The following is a 15,386-nucleotide window of genomic DNA, read 5'->3' as shown; positions in this document are numbered from 1 at the left end:
TATGAGTCAGCAGGATGCGGCCAAACAGCAGGCCAACACCCGTAACAATATTCGCGTCGTCTCCATCTTTACCGCAGCAGCGATTGGTATCGTCGGCGTACTGGTGATTCTCTACGCCTGGCAGCTGCCGCCGTTTACCCGTCAAAGCCAGTTTACCGATAACGCCTATGTGCGTGGGCAGACCACCTTTATCAGCCCGCAGGTTAACGGTTATATCACTCAGGTAAAGGTGCAGGACTTCAATCAGGTAAAAGCCGGGGACGTGCTGTTTCAGATTGACGATCGCATTTATCACCAGCGCGTTCACCAGGCAGAAGCTCAGGTGGCGATGAAAGAGGCGGCGCTGAAGAATAACCAGCAACAGCGTAAAAGCGCCGAGGCGGTGATCGCGCGTAACGAAGCGGCGCTGCAAAACGCCCGCGCGCAGAATCTTAAAACCCAGGCGGATCTGAAACGCGTTCAGGAACTGACCGCCGACGGTTCCCTTTCCATTCGTGAACGCGATTCTGCCCGCGCCAGCGCGGCGCAGGGCAATGCGGATATTGAACAGGCAAAGGCAACGCTTGAGATGTCGCGCCAGGATCTGCAATCGACCATCGTTAACCGTGATTCGCTGGTGGCCGACGTCGCCAGTGCCAAAGCGGCGCTGGAGCTGGCGCAGATCGATCTGCAAAACACCCGTATAGTCGCTCCGACTGACGGCCAACTGGGACAGATTTCCGTCCGACTGGGTGCTTACGTCACCGCCGGGACGCATTTGACCTCGCTGGTGCCGCCACAACACTGGCTGATCGCCAACCTCAAAGAGACCCAGCTGGCGCAGGTGCGTGTGGGACAGCAGGTGACTTTCACCGTCGATGCGCTGAACAGCGAAAAATTCACCGGTACCGTACAAAGTATCTCCCCGGCGACCGGCGTTGAGTTCAGCGCCATTTCGCCGGATAACGCCACCGGCAACTTCGTTAAAATTGCCCAGCGTATTCCGGTGCGTATCGCCGTGGATGAGGGACAGAAAAACAGCCAGCGCCTGCGCCCGGGAATGTCAGTGCAGGTCACCATTGATACGCGCGGGGAGGAGAAACAATGATCCGCCCGCTCACCCTCGCCGTCATTCTCGTGCTGGTTGGCTGTCAGTCTGCCGACATCCGGCAAGCCGCCCCCACGTTACAAATCCCCGCAGCCTGGCGTGCGGATATTGGCCCCACCAGCCCGGTCGAGGGCGTGTGGTGGCGCAACTTTCACGACAGTAACCTTAATCAATATGTCGACCAGGCGCTGCGCTATAACAGCGACGTACTGATCGCCCGTGAACGAGTCAACGAGTATCAGGCGCGGGTTTATGCCGCCGACAGCAGCTTGTTTCCCTCTCTTGACGCCGGACTAACCGGCACCCGCGCGCGCTCGCAGTCGGCAGCGACCGGCCTTCCTGTCCATAGTACGGTGTATAAAGGCGCGCTAACCGCCAGCTACGATGTTGATCTCTGGGGGGCAAACCGCAGCGCCGCCAGCGCGGCGGAGGCCAGCCTGGAAGCGCAAAAGGCCGCTGCCGCTGCGGCGAATCTGACCGTCGCCTCTTCGGTGGCGGTTGGCTACGTTACCCTGCTCTCCCTGGATGAACAGCTGCGGGTGACGCAGCAAACTCTGAAATCGCGGGAAGACGCGTTTAATCTGGCAAAACGTCAGTTTGAGACCGGCTACACCTCGCGCCTTGAACTGATGCAGGCGGATTCGGAACTGCGCTCTACGCGGGCGCAGATCCCACCCTTACAGCACCAAATCGCCCAGCAAGAAAATGCGCTTAGCCTGCTGATCGGGTCTAACCCAGGAGCCGTTAAGCGTAACGAGTTTGCTCAACTCACGCCGCTGGCACTCCCCTCACAGCTGCCGTCAACGCTGCTTAACCGCCGCCCGGATATCGTTCAGGCCCAGCGTCAACTGGTGGCCGCCGACGCCACGCTGGCGTCCTCGCAGGCGCAGTTGCTGCCGTCAATTAACCTTATCGCCTCCGGCAGCCTGCAGGACCGCACCCTCCCCGATCTGCTCGATAATCCGCTACGCTTATGGAGCATTGGCGGCAGTATTCTGGCACCGCTCCTCAACCGCCAGGCGCTAAATGCTCAGGTGGATGTGTCGATGGCCCAGCGCAATCAGGCGCTGTACGGCTATGAGAAAACGGTGCGCAGTGCGTTTAAGGAGGTGAACGACAGCCTCGATGCGATTGGCCGCTACGGCGAGCAGTTGGCGGAGCTACAAGAGCAGGAAAAAGTCGCCCAGGAGACGCTGCGTATCGCCCAGAACCGCTATCGCAACGGCTATTCATCCTATTTAGACGTGCTGGACGCCCAGCGTACGCTGTTTTCCACCCAGCTCAGCGTGGTACAGGTGAAAAATAACCTGCTGCTGGCACAAATTGATTTGTACCGATCGCTGGGAGGCGGCTGGTCTGATTCATCAGGGATGTAATACGGGAAGTCTGACATGCAGCAAAAGTGGACGGCAGTAGATAATTATCTCGTTGAAGCATTAATCCCCAGCGATCCGATACTGGAGCGGGTTCTCGCTAACAACCAGCGCGCCGGGCTTCCGGCTATCGATGTCGCCGCCAACCAGGGGCAGTTTCTGGCCCTACTGGTACGAATGACCCGCGCAAAACGAGTGCTGGAAATCGGCACCCTCGGCGGCTACAGCACCATCTGGATGGCCCGAGAATTACCCACTGATGGCGAATTACTCACTCTGGAGGCCGACGCCCATCATGCCGCCGTAGCGCGGGAAAACCTCCGGCTGGCGGGCGTTGATAACAAGGTTAAGGTACTGGAAGGCCCGGCGCTGGAAACCCTCGAAAAGCTGGGCGATTGCCCGCCGTTTGACCTGATTTTTATTGATGCGGATAAGCCGAATAACCCAAACTATCTGCGCTGGGCTCTGCATTATTCCCGTCCGGGGACGTTGATTGTTGGCGATAACGTCGTGCGCGACGGTGAAGTGACTAACCCGGACAGCACGGACGATCGCGTTCAGGGCGTCAGAGCGTTCATCGAGATGATGGGCAGCGATCCGCGCCTGACGGTCACGGCGCTGCAAACGGTAGGCAGCAAAGGCTGGGATGGCTTTACGCTAGCGTGGGTGAACGCGTAGTATCGGGAGAGTTTTCCCCGGAATCGCCACGGTAAAGGCGATTCCGGGGAAAACTCACAATGAAAAAATTCTGGGGTGTTCTCAGCGCAATTTCGGGTCCATTATTGCGAGGGTCAGTAATTGCAGGGGAGATGTAACAACATCGACGGCGACGGTGACCGGGTAAAGGAAACGGGCCGCTGAAAGACCATTTTTTTTATAAAATTTAACGGCAAACGGTTTATCGAAGAACAAAATTGCGCTGTTGTTTTGCGTTTTATTTTTCGGGTGAATGCTACCCTGCAAATTATTAACAGGCACATAGTAAGGTCCGGTATTCTTCCCATAGCCATAACAATCACAGCCATGCGCGGCCAACACCTGCTGAGTTTTATCATCAATCACCAGTTTTCTATAGATGAAACTTTTATTGATACTCATACTGATATTTCCGCTGTAGCCGTTGCCCATTTTCCACATATCCCCCATCCGCTGAACGTATTTTCGTAATAATATCAGTCAGCGTACAGTTTCCGATGTTGTCCCATGCTGTACACACATTTTCCAGAATCAGTTTGGCATTGCCGTACTCAGCCTCATCAGATAACCAGCGTCCTTTACGGTCCCAGCGAGACTGACGGACGTAAGCAGTGGAAGCAACGCGATTTAAGCGACCATTTTCGTTATAGCTAAAATCGGTGAAAACCTTCTGCGGTGAATCAACGTCATATTCCCGAACCAGTCGATGCTGGTCGTCATAGCGGTAGCGCCAGGTTGTTATGTCGTTCGGTTTCCCCTTCCCCGTCCTGTGTTCCTCTGACCAGGCGATCCGCCCCAATTCATCGGTATGGAAATAACGGTTTGTCGTTAAGGTAGTCTCTTTTTTATCGCTATCAATGACAATCATGATTTCCTGTACCCACCCTTTGCCATCACCCTCGCTCTTTCGGCTAAGTTTGATTTTACTGCTTGATGTCATACCACCACCAAAATCACTCTCCCGTGTAGATACACGACTTTCCAACATACCGCAGCGGGAAAAGATCATCTTGGTGTGATACTGATTATCCTCGCCGGAAATCTGCACGCTACGCAGCTCTCCCGTAAACGCCGCTATTCTGGTCAAAATAAAAAAGTTCGTTTCGTTGATGGCCAGTTGCGCCTTATTGCAGTCGGAGTTGTTGTACCATTTCCATAGCGTGTATGCCCCAGCGCAGGCTACGACGACCAGCGTCGTCACAATAGTGAGTGTTTTTTTTCGCATAAAATGTCCACCTCCCTGTTAGTTGTAAAAATATTATTCAGCGCTATTCGGCTGATAGTGAATTTGATAATTCACCTGCATTTCCCGCTCACTTCCTGCGCGATTTGCATCCGCTTCCCACATATTGATTACCGTACAGTTTCCTACAACATCCCACCTTGTGCATTTATCCTCAAACCGCATCGTATTACTGGCCGCATTCCCCTGAAGCATACTGGACAACCAGCGCCCTTGTTCATCCCAGCGCAGCAAGCGGGTGCGGGACCCTTCGGTAATATGCGCTAAGCGCCCATTGATATCGTAGTAATAGTCGATGAGGATATCAGCCGGGAAATCTGCATGTTTCATCACTTCGCGAATCACGCGATTATGATCATCATATAGATATTGCCAGGTCGTGGGCGGCGCTAGATCTTCACCCGTGCGATATTGGCCTTCTGCACGAATGATCCTGCCTAATTTATCGGTATAGTAATGCCGGGTATCGACACTAGACCTGTCTTTATAGAAACCGTTAAGCGCTATCTCCATTAGCCATCCCTGCCGTTTATCACGCGTAATATGAATTGTCGTTCGCATTGTTTTATTATCACCAATATCACGTTCTTCCGTTTCAGCGCGATTTTCCAATCTTCCGCAGCGGGAGAGAGACATGGAGCCGGATGACTCATAATCATAAAGCTTTCCACGGCCAGAAAACTGCACGGTAAGAGAATCTTTGTCTGGCATCATTGGCGGCATTTTTGTCAGAATAATATAATTTGAATTATTAATTGCCAGCAGTTCTGCCGGGCAACCGGGCCCGGCTAAGGCTGGTGCACAGAATGCGGCGGCTAAACTTGTAATAAGCCCTATTAATTTATTATTCATATGTAATCTATTTCCTTATAGATAAAATCAATGATCTAATATCGTAATTTTGCTTCTTGCAGTCACATTAATAGATGTAATAAAAAATAATATCAGGTCGGCATGGCGTTTTCACTCCCCGAAAAGAGAATGAAAACGCCATTATCACGACATCAGACCACGATTGCGTCCATCGCCTGCAGCACTCGCTTGTCAGATATCGGGTACGGCGTGCCAAGCTGCTGGGCGAACAGGCTGACGCGCAGTTCCTCGATCATCCAGCGGATCTCCTGCACGTCGTCATCCTGGCGGCGATTCGGCGGTAGCTTATTCAGCCACTGCTGCCACGCCTGCTGAACGCTTTCGACCTTCAGCATCTGCGCGCGATCGCGATGCGGGTCGATTGCCATTTTTTCCAGGCGTTTTTCAATCGCCTGCAAATAACGCAGCGTGTCGCCCAAACGGCGGAAACCGTTGCCGGTGACGAAACCGCGATAGACCAGCCCGCTCATCTGCGATTTGATATCCGACAGCCCCAGCGCCATGGTCATATCCACGCGGCCTTTCAGACGCTTGTTGACGTTAAATACCGCGGTCAGAATCTGCTCGACCTGTTTGGCGATTTCCACCACCGTCTCGTTCAACTCGGCGCGCACTTTTTCATGCAGTACGGCAAAGCCCTCTTCCGTCCACACCGGCCCCCCCGCTTCATCGATCAACTTATCGACGCCGCAGGAAATACAATCATCAATCAGATCCAGCACCTTGCCATACGGATTGAAGTAGAGCCCCAGTTTGGCTTTATTCGGCAGCTTCTCATGCAGATACTTAATTGGCGACGGAATGTTCAGCAGCAGTAAACGATGCAGGCCGCGCCACATCGCCTGCTGCTGCTCCAGCGGATTATCGAACAGCTTAATCGCCACGCTGTCGCGTTCGTCCACCAGCGCGGGCCAGGCTTTCACCTTGTAGTTGCCGCGCTTCTGCTCATAGCTCTCAGCCAACGTGCCAAAGCTCCAGATATGCAGCCCGCTCTGTTCAATACCGTCGTCGGCAACCGCAGACAGCGTCTCCTGCACTTTGCCCTTCAGCGCATCTTTCAGATCCTGGAGCGAGCGCCCTTCCTGCAACTTCTTGTTTTTATCGTCCACCACCCGGAAGGTGATTTTCAGGTGATCGGGCACCTGATCCCACTGCCAGGACTCGCGGTCGATAGTCACCCCGGTCATCCGCCGCAGCTCGCGCTCCAGGGAGTCGAGCAGCGGCAGCTCCAGCGGCGTCGCGCGGCCTAAAAACGCTTCCGCATAGTTGGGCGCGGGGACGAAGTTGCGGCGAACCGGCTTCGGCAGCGATTTAATCAGCGCAATAACCAGCTCGCGACGCAAACCGGGGATTTGCCATTCAAACCCGGCGTCTTCGACCTGATTTAATAAAGGCAGCGGAATATGCACGGTTACGCCGTCCGCATCTGCTCCTGGTTCAAACTGATAGCTCAGGCGTAGCTTAAGATTGCCCTGATGCCAGAAGTTCGGGTAGTCCAGCTTGCTGACCTGCTCCGCCCCCTCTTTAATCAGCATGCTCTTCTCAAAGTTGAGCAGATCCGGCGTCTCGCGACTCGCCAGCTTCCACCACTTATCAAAGTGGCGCGCGGAGACAACGTCATGGCTGATGCGCTGGTCGTAGAACTCAAACATCGTTTCGTCATCGACAAGAATGTCGCGGCGACGCGATTTATGCTCCAGCTCTTCGATTTCGTTGCGCAGTTTCAGGTTGTCGCGGAAGAAGGCGTGGCGGGTCTGCCAGTCGCCCTCCACCAGCGCGTGGCGGATAAACAACTCGCGGCACAGCGCCGGGTCAATCTGGCTGTAATTCACCTTGCGCGCCGCAACAATCGGCAAACCGTAAACGGTGACCTTTTCGGTCGCCATCACCGCGCCCTGCGCACGCTCCCAGTGCGGCTCGCTGTATGAGCGCTTAATCAAATGCTGGGCGACAGGTTCGACCCATTCTGGCTCAATACGCGCGGCAATGCGCCCCCACAGGCGGCTGGTTTCTACCAGCTCGGCGACCATCGTCCATTTCGGCGGCTTTTTAAACAGCCCGGAGCCGGGGAAGATGGAGAAGCGCGCATTACGCGCGCCGGTAAACTCCTGCTTATCGGTGTCTTTCATGCCGATATGCGACAGCAAGCCGGTCAGCAGCGCAACGTGAATTTCGCGATACTCCGCGGGTTCGCTATTGACCGGTAGCCCCAGCTCTTTGACCACCTGACGCAGTTGAGTGTAGATATCCTGCCACTCGCGCACGCGCAGGTAGTTAAGGAAATCGACCCGGCACTGGCGGCGGAACTGATTCGACGAGAGGGCTTTTTGCTGCTCGCCAAGGTAGTTCCACAGGTTAACGAACGCCAGGAAGTCGGACTCTTTATCGTGGAAGCGGCGATGCTTCTCATCGGACGCCTGCTGCTTGTCCATCGGCCGCTCGCGCGGATCCTGAATAGAGAGTGCCGAGGTAATAATCATCGCCTCGCGTACGCAACCGTGTTTTTGCGCCTCCAGCACCATCCGCGCCAGACGCGGATCGACCGGTAACTGGCTGAGCTGGCGGCCCATTGGCGTCAGCTTATACGCAGTCTGCTGCTCGTCGGTAGTAATCGCCCCCAGCTCTTCCAGCAGGCGTACGCCGTCCTGAATATTGCGCTTATCCGGCGCTTCGACAAACGGGAAGGCAGCGATATCGCCCAACCCGAGGGCGGTCATTTGCAGAATAACCGACGCCAGGTTAGTACGCAGAATTTCCGGATCGGTAAACTCCGGGCGCGACAGGAAATCATCTTCCGAATAAAGGCGAATGCAGATCCCTTCCGACACGCGACCGCAGCGGCCTTTTCGCTGGTTAGCGGAGGCCTGTGAAACCGGCTCGATCGGTAAACGCTGCACTTTGGTACGGAAGCTGTAGCGGCTGATACGCGCGGTACCGGGATCGATGACATACTTGATGCCCGGCACGGTCAGCGAAGTTTCAGCGACGTTGGTCGCCAGCACGATCCGCCGCCCGCTATGAGCCTGGAACACGCGGTTCTGTTCGCTATTGGAAAGCCGCGCATACAGCGGCAGCACTTCCGTATGACGCAGATTCAGCTTATTGAGCGCATCGGCGGTATCGCGAATTTCCCGCTCACCGCTCATAAAGATCAGGATATCGCCGGGGCTTTCGCGCCCCAGTTCATCAACGGCGTCGAAAATCGCCTGCAGCTGATCGCGCTCGGTGTCATCGGCGTCTTCAACGATGGGCCGATAGCGCACTTCCACCGGATAAGTACGCCCGGACACTTCAATAATCGGTGCATTATTAAAGTGGCGCGAGAAGCGTTCCGGGTCGATGGTCGCCGAGGTGATGATCACCTTCAGGTCCGGACGACGCGGCAGCAGCTCACGCAAATAGCCGAGCAGGAAGTCGATATTCAGGCTGCGCTCATGCGCTTCATCGATGATGATGGTGTCGTACTGCATCAGCAGCCGATCCTGCTGGATCTCTGCCAGCAGGATACCGTCGGTCATCAGCTTCACCATGGTGTTATCGCTGACGTGATCGCTAAAGCGAACTTTATAGCCGATGCAGCCGCCAGGCTCCGTTTGCAGCTCTTCGGCAATACGGTTGGCAACGGTACGCGCCGCCAGACGACGCGGCTGCGTATGGCCAATTAACCCTTTGATTCCACGCCCCAGCTCCATACAGATTTTCGGCAACTGAGTGGTTTTACCGGAGCCGGTCTCCCCCGCCACAATCACCACCTGGTGGTCGCGCACGGCTTCGAGGATCTCTTGTTTTTTCTGACTAACCGGCAGGTTTTCCGGATAAGTGATATCAGGCCGAGCGGCTTCGCGCAGCAGGACTCTCCCTGCCGCCTGTTCAATTTCTTGCGCCATCTCCTGCAGAATGGCCTGTTGGGATTCAGGATTTTTAACCTTCTTCACGCCGTGCAGGCGACGGGCGAAGCGCGGCTTATCGCGCAGCATCAAGCCATCAAGCTGCTGAAAGAGCTGTGAGAAGGTGAATTTTTGTTGTTCTGTCATAGCGTTATCGGGCAGTGCACTGCCGGGAAAAATCTCTTTTGAAGTATCGCGTTAGAGTATCACATCCGCGCATTTCGTGCCTTGTTCAAAAAAACTGAACACAGAGTTCGATTTATTGCGCTTTCTCTGTGGCATGATTGTGAATACAGTGTCATCAAGCACCAGGGCACAGGCCCGTCAATCACATTAAAAAGGAAACACCCATGAGCAAAGTATTAGTTCTTAAATCCAGTATTCTGGCAGGGTACTCGCAATCCGGTCAGCTGTCCGACTATTTTGTTGAACAATGGCGTGAAAAGCACGCTGAAGACGTTATCACCGTGCGCGACCTGGCAGCAAATCCGATTCCGGTACTGGATGGCGAACTGGTTGGTGCTCTGCGTCCGAGCGATGCGCCGCTGACTCCTCGTCAGCAGGAAGCGCTGGCGCTTTCTGACGAACTGATTGCTGAACTGCAGGCTAACGATGTGATTGTTATCGCCGCGCCGATGTACAACTTCAACATCCCGACCCAGTTGAAAAACTACTTCGACCTGGTGGCGCGCGCTGGCGTGACCTTCCGTTACACCGAGAAAGGACCGGAAGGTCTGGTGAAAGGTAAACGTGCGGTGGTTGTCACCAGCCGTGGCGGTATCCATAAAGATACCCCGACCGATCTGGTGACGCCATACCTGTCTACCTTCCTGGGCTTTATCGGCATCACCGACGTGAACTTCGTGTTCGCTGAAGGTATCGCCTACGGTCCGGAAGTGGCATCTAAAGCGCAGTCTGACGCTAAAGCAGCTATCGATAGCGTGGTTGCAGCATAAGACCGTACTCCTCCCGCTTCCCGGCGGGAGGAACGTTTCACCTTTTCTCGTCGCGCAAATCCCCCACCACGCCACCGCCGCCATCTTTTGGCGATGGTCAGCAGGTATTTCCCCGGAGGCGATGCTGCGCATCTGTCCGGGCTACAAAACCAGCGCACCGATCCGTAATCCGGACAGGCGCAACGCGCCGCCTCCGGGATTCATTCCCAACCAGATTGTTATATCAAGCTACTAATGCCAGTATCAACATCACCCACGTTGCGGCGACAGCCACCAACGTAAGGCGAAGCTGTTTAAGTGCGCCCTGTTGGCGCTCGGTTAACGTCAGTTCGCGCAACCTTGCGCGCCGCCAGATAAAAAATAGCGCCTCCCCGGCCTGGTCGTTGTTCTCTTGCGTAATGAGCGTGAAATAGCGCGCATCCAGCCATATCCGCCAGCAGCCAAAAAAGACGCTACCGCAGAGCAATACAATAACGCCGCGCATTACCCCCGGCGGCGCGATAAATATCGCCCACAGCAGAGGCGGAATGGCAAACAGTAAGAAGTAGCGCCAACTGGCCAACGTGTGTTGAAGTAAATCACGCCGAAGAACTTGCGAATTTGTTACGCCGTCACTTTCTGCTGCCATTGCTGTAGCCTCTTCAGATGTTCCTCCGTCAGCACGACCTGCGGCCGACTTCTGCGCAGTAACGAAACCGCCTGCTCTACCGTCGCCGCATGGCCGTAGCTCAAGAGCCATGCCGCGACCACCATCGCGCTACGCGACAATCCCAACGCGCAGTGAACCAGCACCGAGCCTTGCTCCTCGCGCAGCGTTTCCAGCATCGCCACCGCCAGCCGCAGCTCGGCTTCCTCCGGCGGCACCAGATCCAGCATCGGTACGCAGTAATAGGTGCGCGATAACGTGGCGCGGCTGCGCGGAAATTCGCAGGTCAGATCCAGCACCGCATGTTGTTCAGGCGGGCGACGCGGATAGCTGCCGAGGTAAACGCCCGCAGCGATGGCGCTCACCGGCGGCAGACGCCGAGTGAACCAACGCATCGACAACCACATGCCAGCGCGCCACGGGAGCGTCAACCAGTACACAGCTGGCGGCAATCGCCCCTTTTCATCTTTACCCATGGTCGCCGCGCCAAACCCGCCATAACCGCGTCCGGCAATCAGCAGCGCCAGCACCGGCCAGAACAGCACCAGTAGTGGCCAAAAAGACCACGGTCCCAGCAGCGCCCCGACAACCATGCAAAAGGTTGCCCCCAGCACGTAATACCGCAGCAGCCTGAAGTGGGCTATATCCGGCTGCTGCCAGCGCCAGCGGCTTTGATAAGGCACCATCCAGTCGATTAACATCCCCACCGCAAGCCCGGTCACAATATCAATGAAATGATGCTGCCAGGTGGTCAGTACCGAAACCGCAATCAGTAAAAACCAACCACTACATAGCCTGCGCCAGCCGCCGGAAAGGTGGCGGCTGAAATGACGCCACAGCAGCCAGCAGAGAATAATATGCAGCGATGGCGACTGGTTATACGGTAAGTCAAACTGCTCAAGTTGGCTGAACAACCAGCCCGCCGCGCCGGAAACCGGCGGACGCGTAAAGCTAAACTGCAAGGGGAAAAGTGCAAATCCGACACAGGCGAGTACCGAAGCTAACACCAGGCGATGCACCAGCCGCCGCTGCTCAAAACGCGTCGCACAGACAAACAGCGACAGCCCGTAAAACAGATCCAGGCTCCAGTAAGGAATAATGCTCCACGGAATAAAGGGGATCGCCGACTCCCAACCAAACACGATGCTACCCACGTCATGATGCTGAGCATCGCGAAAGGCGGTAAATAGATTCAGCTTGCCGTAGGTGAAGAAGAAAAACGGAGCCAAAAAGAGTAACCAGCCAACCGCCTGCAGCATGACCTTACGACGTTCAGTCATCACGGCGCACCGCCATGGAAACGGTGAAAATCCCCCACTCGTCAATCAGCTGCGTACATTTCTCAAAGCCCGCTTCGCGCACCAGTGCATCCATTTCGCCCTGGGTACGCACCCGCATCACCCACGCTTTACCATCTTTATGGCTGGTCAGCGACCAGGCGATGGTTTTTAACTGCGGGTGCCACGGCTGTCCGGTGTAAATCAGCACCCCACCAGGCGGGATAGCCTGCGCAAGGCCTTTTAGCGACTCACGCACCGGCGCATTTTCCGGGAACAGCTCGTACAGCCCGGAGACAATGCCCAGCGTCGGTTTCGGCTCCAGCGCCGCCAGCTCCGCGCGGTTAAAGGCATCGCCCTGCTCAAAGCGCGCGCGGGCTGACATATCGCGTTCCGCGATCATCTGCTGGCCCTTCTCAACGTTTAGCTCGCTGTAATCACGCAGCAAAATGTCGCTTACAGTCGTTTCTGCCTCCAGCGCATCGAGCACGTAGCGCCCATGTCCGGCGGCGATATCCACCACTCGCACCGGCATGCCTTGTGCTGAGAGTTGCGCCACTGCTTGCTGAATCAACTGCTGGAGATGGACCTTACGCTGACGAATACCGCGCCAGCCAACGCTATTCAGGTAATTTTTGTCGATGTTTCGCCCCAGCCAACTGCTGCCCTGCGGCTGGTTACGGTAGACGTAATCGAGGGTGCTGCCAGAGTCAAAACCGGTTGTAAAACCCAGACGTACACCGTCGGATTGAGTCCCCAGCATCCTCATCACATAACGCAGACCACGGTAAGCAAAATCGTCGAAAGAGTAAGGCTCCGGGCCGCCGTTCAATTGCCGCCAGCTATCCGCCCCCGGACTCCAGCGATCTTCCTGAGAGTAATCGAAAGGCTGCGGCGGCTGCGCGTACAGCACGTCAAGAAACGCGCGTATTTTGTCGAATGCCAGCGCGCGGTCGCGCTCACCCAAGGTATCGTGATAAAAACCGGGCAGCACATGCATTTCTTTCAGCGGGTGACGCAAACGCTGGTAAAAATCACGCTGCGGCTTACGGTGAACCACATAATCCGCACCGGAAACCAGCATCAGCGTCGGTAAGGTGATTGCCGCCGCATCGCTCACCAGCCGCTCCGCCGTGCGGTAGAGATCGAGCAAAATATTGACCGCAATCGCCCGCGCAATCAGCGGGTCCTGATTAAAACTCGCCACGCGCTGCGGGTCGTGCGTCAGGTATTTTCCTTTTACATAGGAATTAACAAAAAACAGGCCGCGCAGCTTGTGCATCAATCCCAGACCCGCGCGCGAACGGGACGTAGAGCTTGACCTTAAACGCGGGCGAAGCCAGCACCAGGGCGCGAATATGCGGCGCATAATCATGGGCCCAGGCGGCGGCCAGCACCGCGCCAACGCTTTGCGCGATCACCGTAACGTCCAGCATGTCAGCCTGAGAATTCGCCGCCGCAAAGCGAACAAATTCATCGACATCGCGCACCGAGCGCGCCAGCGAGGGACTGAACCCGCGCGCACCTGGGGAGCACCCGTGACCGCGTGCGTCCCAGGCGTAAAAATCGGCCTCAGGCATGGCTAACTCATCAACAATATGCTGCAAACGCCCGGAGTGTTCGTGCCCGCGGTGAAACAGCACGATAACTTTGCGCGGCGCTCCCGCAGCAAGGGCCGGCCAGTAGCGATAAAACAGCGACGTGTTGTCGCTGGTAGCAAAGTAGTGTTCCTGCGCAATGCGAGTCTCAACCATGAGATTTTTTTCCTTGTGAGTGCCGTAGCGTTAGTAGCAGAAATAGCGAATAAAGTGGAAAAACACCGGTGCGGTAAAAATCAGTGAATCAAGTCGGTCAAGAATGCCGCCGTGGCCCGGCAGCAGCGTGCCGCTATCTTTCACGCCAATATCGCGCTTCACGGCCGACATCACCACATCACCGCAAAAACCGGTGACGCCGATGATTACCCCCGCTAACAGCGACATCCCCCAGCCGAGCGGAGTCATTAGCGGCCCCAACAGCGGCGCGGCCAGCATCGTAGAGCCGATCCCGCCCAGCAGCCCGGCCAGCGTCTTATTCGGGCTCACTTTTGGCATCACCTTAATGCGCCCCAGCGATTTGCCCCACAGATACTGCGCGACATCGTTAAATTCGGTGAGCCCAACAAGAAATAGCACCAGCAGCGCGCCGGTTTGCAGGCCGTCGGCGGGAAGTATTAGCAAAAAAGCGACATGGCTCACGGCAAAAACGGTGGTCATCAATCCCCAGTGCAGTTGAGCCGCACTGTGTAAGAAGCCCTGAGTCTCGCCCACCAGCACCATCCGGGCAGGCAAAAAGAGAAAGGCATAAACCGGAATAAAAATAATGAACAGTCCGTACCAGTCGATGCCGATTAACCCGTAGTTAATGGGGATAGCGATAAACATCCACAGTACGGGCATCCGGTCGGCATCGCGCGCAGGCACCAGCGTCAGAAACTCCTTTAATGCCAGCACGCTCACCAATGCAAAGAAGGTTAACGCCAGCCAGCGGGGACTGATGAGCGCCAGAGAGAAGAGAACGACAATCACCCACCAGGTGCGGATGCGTAGGGTCAGCTCACGCCAGTCTTTATTCGGTTTGCACCAAACCAGCAGGCCGTTAATCAGCGTCGCCAGCAGCAGCACGGCGAAGACCGCGACCAACGATTTTTCCAGCAGCATCATGGGTGATTCCCCGGTAGCACGCTGCGACAGCGGTTGATGATGGTCCAGATCAATAGCAGCGTGACAATCCCCCACGCGACATTGCACCACGCGATCAACCCTGGCCAGCCGCTCAGCGCCAGCCCACAGGCACCGAACACCAACGCGCGATCGCTCTTACCCATGGGGCCCGCATAGCTGCGCACGCCGTTAATCGCCTGCGCCAGAACCCCGGCGAATTCGCTGAAAACGGTGAAAAATAACATCGACAGCACCAGCAGCGGGCTGCTGCCAGGCAATAATATAAAGGGAAGATAGAGCGCGATATCGGATAAGACATCGCCAAACTCGTTTAGCAACGCGCCGAGCCGGGTCTTCTGATGGCATTCCCTGGCCAGCATGCCGTCCAGCGCATTTAGCGCCATACGGATAAACAGCACAACCGGCAGGAGCCAGAACAATTCAGGTCGAGGAAACAGCAACAGCAGGCCACCGGTGAGCAATGAGAATATCAGCGCGGCCAGGGTAATCTGGTTAGGGGTAACCTGCTTCTTCGCCAGCCAAAACATTAGCGGACGCAACAGCGCCTGGAACAGGGGCTTTATGTCGTAGAGCGTCATTATCATTCCCTGATAAATGCAAAAGGTCATACTGCATCAGACCCGTA

The 15,386-nt window shown here is 55.8% G+C and carries 13 protein-coding genes and 1 pseudogene; 4 read left to right on the top strand and 10 right to left on the bottom strand.

All coding sequences use genetic code 11. From position 1 onward, the window contains the following. The first annotated feature begins 1 nt into the window (after position 1). Genes FN082_RS18025 through FN082_RS18015 form a run of 3 tightly spaced genes read left to right on the top strand, consistent with a single transcriptional unit; the run spans position 2 to position 3,138 of the window. Positions 2 to 1,087: an HlyD family secretion protein gene (locus FN082_RS18025; protein ID WP_139538106.1), complete on the top strand. Its 1,086-nt coding sequence runs from the start codon at positions 2 to 4 to the stop codon at positions 1,085 to 1,087. Beyond that, positions 1,084 to 2,463 carry an efflux transporter outer membrane subunit gene (locus FN082_RS18020; protein WP_142982058.1) on the top strand — a complete coding sequence of 460 codons (1,380 nt, stop codon included), beginning with the start codon at positions 1,084 to 1,086 and terminating at the stop codon, positions 2,461 to 2,463. Before FN082_RS18025 ends, FN082_RS18020 begins: the two co-directional genes overlap by 4 nt. Before the next feature lie 15 nt (positions 2,464 to 2,478). Next, on the top strand, positions 2,479 to 3,138 hold the full coding sequence (locus FN082_RS18015; RefSeq protein WP_142982057.1) for an O-methyltransferase: 660 nt from the start codon (positions 2,479 to 2,481) through the stop codon (positions 3,136 to 3,138). A gap of 81 nt (positions 3,139 to 3,219) precedes the next feature. On the opposite strand, the gene FN082_RS18010 is transcribed toward FN082_RS18015, so the two are convergent. From FN082_RS18010 to hrpA, 4 genes are all read right to left on the bottom strand, one after another. Next, positions 3,220 to 3,558 (bottom strand): YidX family protein, encoded by a 339-nt coding sequence (locus FN082_RS18010; protein WP_142982056.1) that lies wholly within the window; start codon positions 3,556 to 3,558, stop codon positions 3,220 to 3,222. Then, positions 3,545 to 4,381, bottom strand: a complete 837-nt coding sequence (locus FN082_RS18005) for a hypothetical protein (RefSeq protein ID WP_142982055.1) — start codon at positions 4,379 to 4,381, stop codon at positions 3,545 to 3,547. Before FN082_RS18005 ends, FN082_RS18010 begins: the two co-directional genes overlap by 14 nt. Positions 4,382 to 4,414: 33 nt before the next feature. Continuing rightward, positions 4,415 to 5,251: a hypothetical protein gene (locus tag FN082_RS18000; protein ID WP_142982054.1), complete on the bottom strand. Its 837-nt coding sequence runs from the start codon at positions 5,249 to 5,251 to the stop codon at positions 4,415 to 4,417. A gap of 152 nt (positions 5,252 to 5,403) precedes the next feature. Continuing rightward, a complete protein-coding gene (hrpA, locus tag FN082_RS17995; protein ID WP_142982053.1) occupies positions 5,404 to 9,306 on the bottom strand; it encodes an ATP-dependent RNA helicase HrpA in 3,903 nt (1,300 codons plus the stop codon). 203 nt (positions 9,307 to 9,509) lie between these two features. Between hrpA and azoR the strand changes: the two genes are divergently transcribed. Continuing rightward, a complete protein-coding gene (gene azoR / locus FN082_RS17990) occupies positions 9,510 to 10,115 on the top strand; it encodes an FMN-dependent NADH-azoreductase (RefSeq protein ID WP_139538098.1) in 606 nt (201 codons plus the stop codon). Positions 10,116 to 10,338: 223 nt separating this feature from the next. On the opposite strand, the gene FN082_RS17985 is transcribed toward azoR, so the two are convergent. The 6 genes and pseudogenes from FN082_RS17985 to FN082_RS17965 form a co-directional block, all read right to left on the bottom strand. Next, positions 10,339 to 10,743, bottom strand: coding sequence for a hypothetical protein (locus FN082_RS17985; RefSeq protein ID WP_139538097.1), 405 nt, complete (start codon positions 10,741 to 10,743; stop codon positions 10,339 to 10,341). Next, positions 10,719 to 12,044, bottom strand: coding sequence for a phosphatase PAP2/dual specificity phosphatase family protein (locus FN082_RS17980; protein WP_185932129.1), 1,326 nt, complete (start codon positions 12,042 to 12,044; stop codon positions 10,719 to 10,721). The genes FN082_RS17985 and FN082_RS17980 overlap by 25 nt, the downstream gene beginning before the upstream one ends. Beyond that, a complete protein-coding gene (locus FN082_RS30225; protein ID WP_235892138.1) occupies positions 12,034 to 13,038 on the bottom strand; it encodes a class I SAM-dependent methyltransferase family protein in 1,005 nt (334 codons plus the stop codon). Before FN082_RS30225 ends, FN082_RS17980 begins: the two co-directional genes overlap by 11 nt. Before the next feature lie 12 nt (positions 13,039 to 13,050). Continuing rightward, a pseudogene (locus tag FN082_RS30220) lies at positions 13,051 to 13,792 on the bottom strand (alpha/beta hydrolase); the annotation flags it as partial. Between the two features lie 30 nt (positions 13,793 to 13,822). Beyond that, entirely contained in the window at positions 13,823 to 14,740 is a 918-nt protein-coding gene (locus FN082_RS17970; RefSeq protein ID WP_142982052.1) for a phosphatidate cytidylyltransferase, read from the bottom strand. Next, positions 14,737 to 15,339, bottom strand: a complete 603-nt coding sequence (locus FN082_RS17965; protein ID WP_142461660.1) for a CDP-alcohol phosphatidyltransferase family protein — start codon at positions 15,337 to 15,339, stop codon at positions 14,737 to 14,739. Before FN082_RS17965 ends, FN082_RS17970 begins: the two co-directional genes overlap by 4 nt. Positions 15,340 to 15,386 lie beyond the last annotated feature (47 nt).

Origin of the sequence: Klebsiella spallanzanii, assembly GCF_902158555.1 — a bacterium.
Classification (GTDB): Bacteria; Pseudomonadota; Gammaproteobacteria; order Enterobacterales; family Enterobacteriaceae; genus Klebsiella; species Klebsiella spallanzanii.
This window is presented reverse-complemented; position numbering and strand designations above follow the sequence as displayed.

Coding starts and splice junctions, on each gene's coding strand:
- FN082_RS17985 (WP_139538097.1), bottom strand. CDS start 10,743: ATGGCAGCAGAAAGTGACGGCGTAACAAATTCGCAAGTTCTTCGGCGT.
- FN082_RS30225 (WP_235892138.1), bottom strand. CDS start 13,038: ATGCATGTGCTGCCCGGTTTTTATCACGATACCTTGGGTGAGCGCGAC.
- azoR (WP_139538098.1), top strand. CDS start 9,510: ATGAGCAAAGTATTAGTTCTTAAATCCAGTATTCTGGCAGGGTACTCG.
- FN082_RS18000 (WP_142982054.1), bottom strand. CDS start 5,251: ATGAATAATAAATTAATAGGGCTTATTACAAGTTTAGCCGCCGCATTC.
- FN082_RS18015 (WP_142982057.1), top strand. CDS start 2,479: ATGCAGCAAAAGTGGACGGCAGTAGATAATTATCTCGTTGAAGCATTA.
- FN082_RS18010 (WP_142982056.1), bottom strand. CDS start 3,558: ATGAGTATCAATAAAAGTTTCATCTATAGAAAACTGGTGATTGATGAT.
- hrpA (WP_142982053.1), bottom strand. CDS start 9,306: ATGACAGAACAACAAAAATTCACCTTCTCACAGCTCTTTCAGCAGCTT.
- FN082_RS18020 (WP_142982058.1), top strand. CDS start 1,084: ATGATCCGCCCGCTCACCCTCGCCGTCATTCTCGTGCTGGTTGGCTGT.
- FN082_RS18025 (WP_139538106.1), top strand. CDS start 2: ATGAGTCAGCAGGATGCGGCCAAACAGCAGGCCAACACCCGTAACAAT.
- FN082_RS18005 (WP_142982055.1), bottom strand. CDS start 4,381: ATGCGAAAAAAAACACTCACTATTGTGACGACGCTGGTCGTCGTAGCC.
- FN082_RS17970 (WP_142982052.1), bottom strand. CDS start 14,740: ATGATGCTGCTGGAAAAATCGTTGGTCGCGGTCTTCGCCGTGCTGCTG.
- FN082_RS17965 (WP_142461660.1), bottom strand. CDS start 15,339: ATGACGCTCTACGACATAAAGCCCCTGTTCCAGGCGCTGTTGCGTCCG.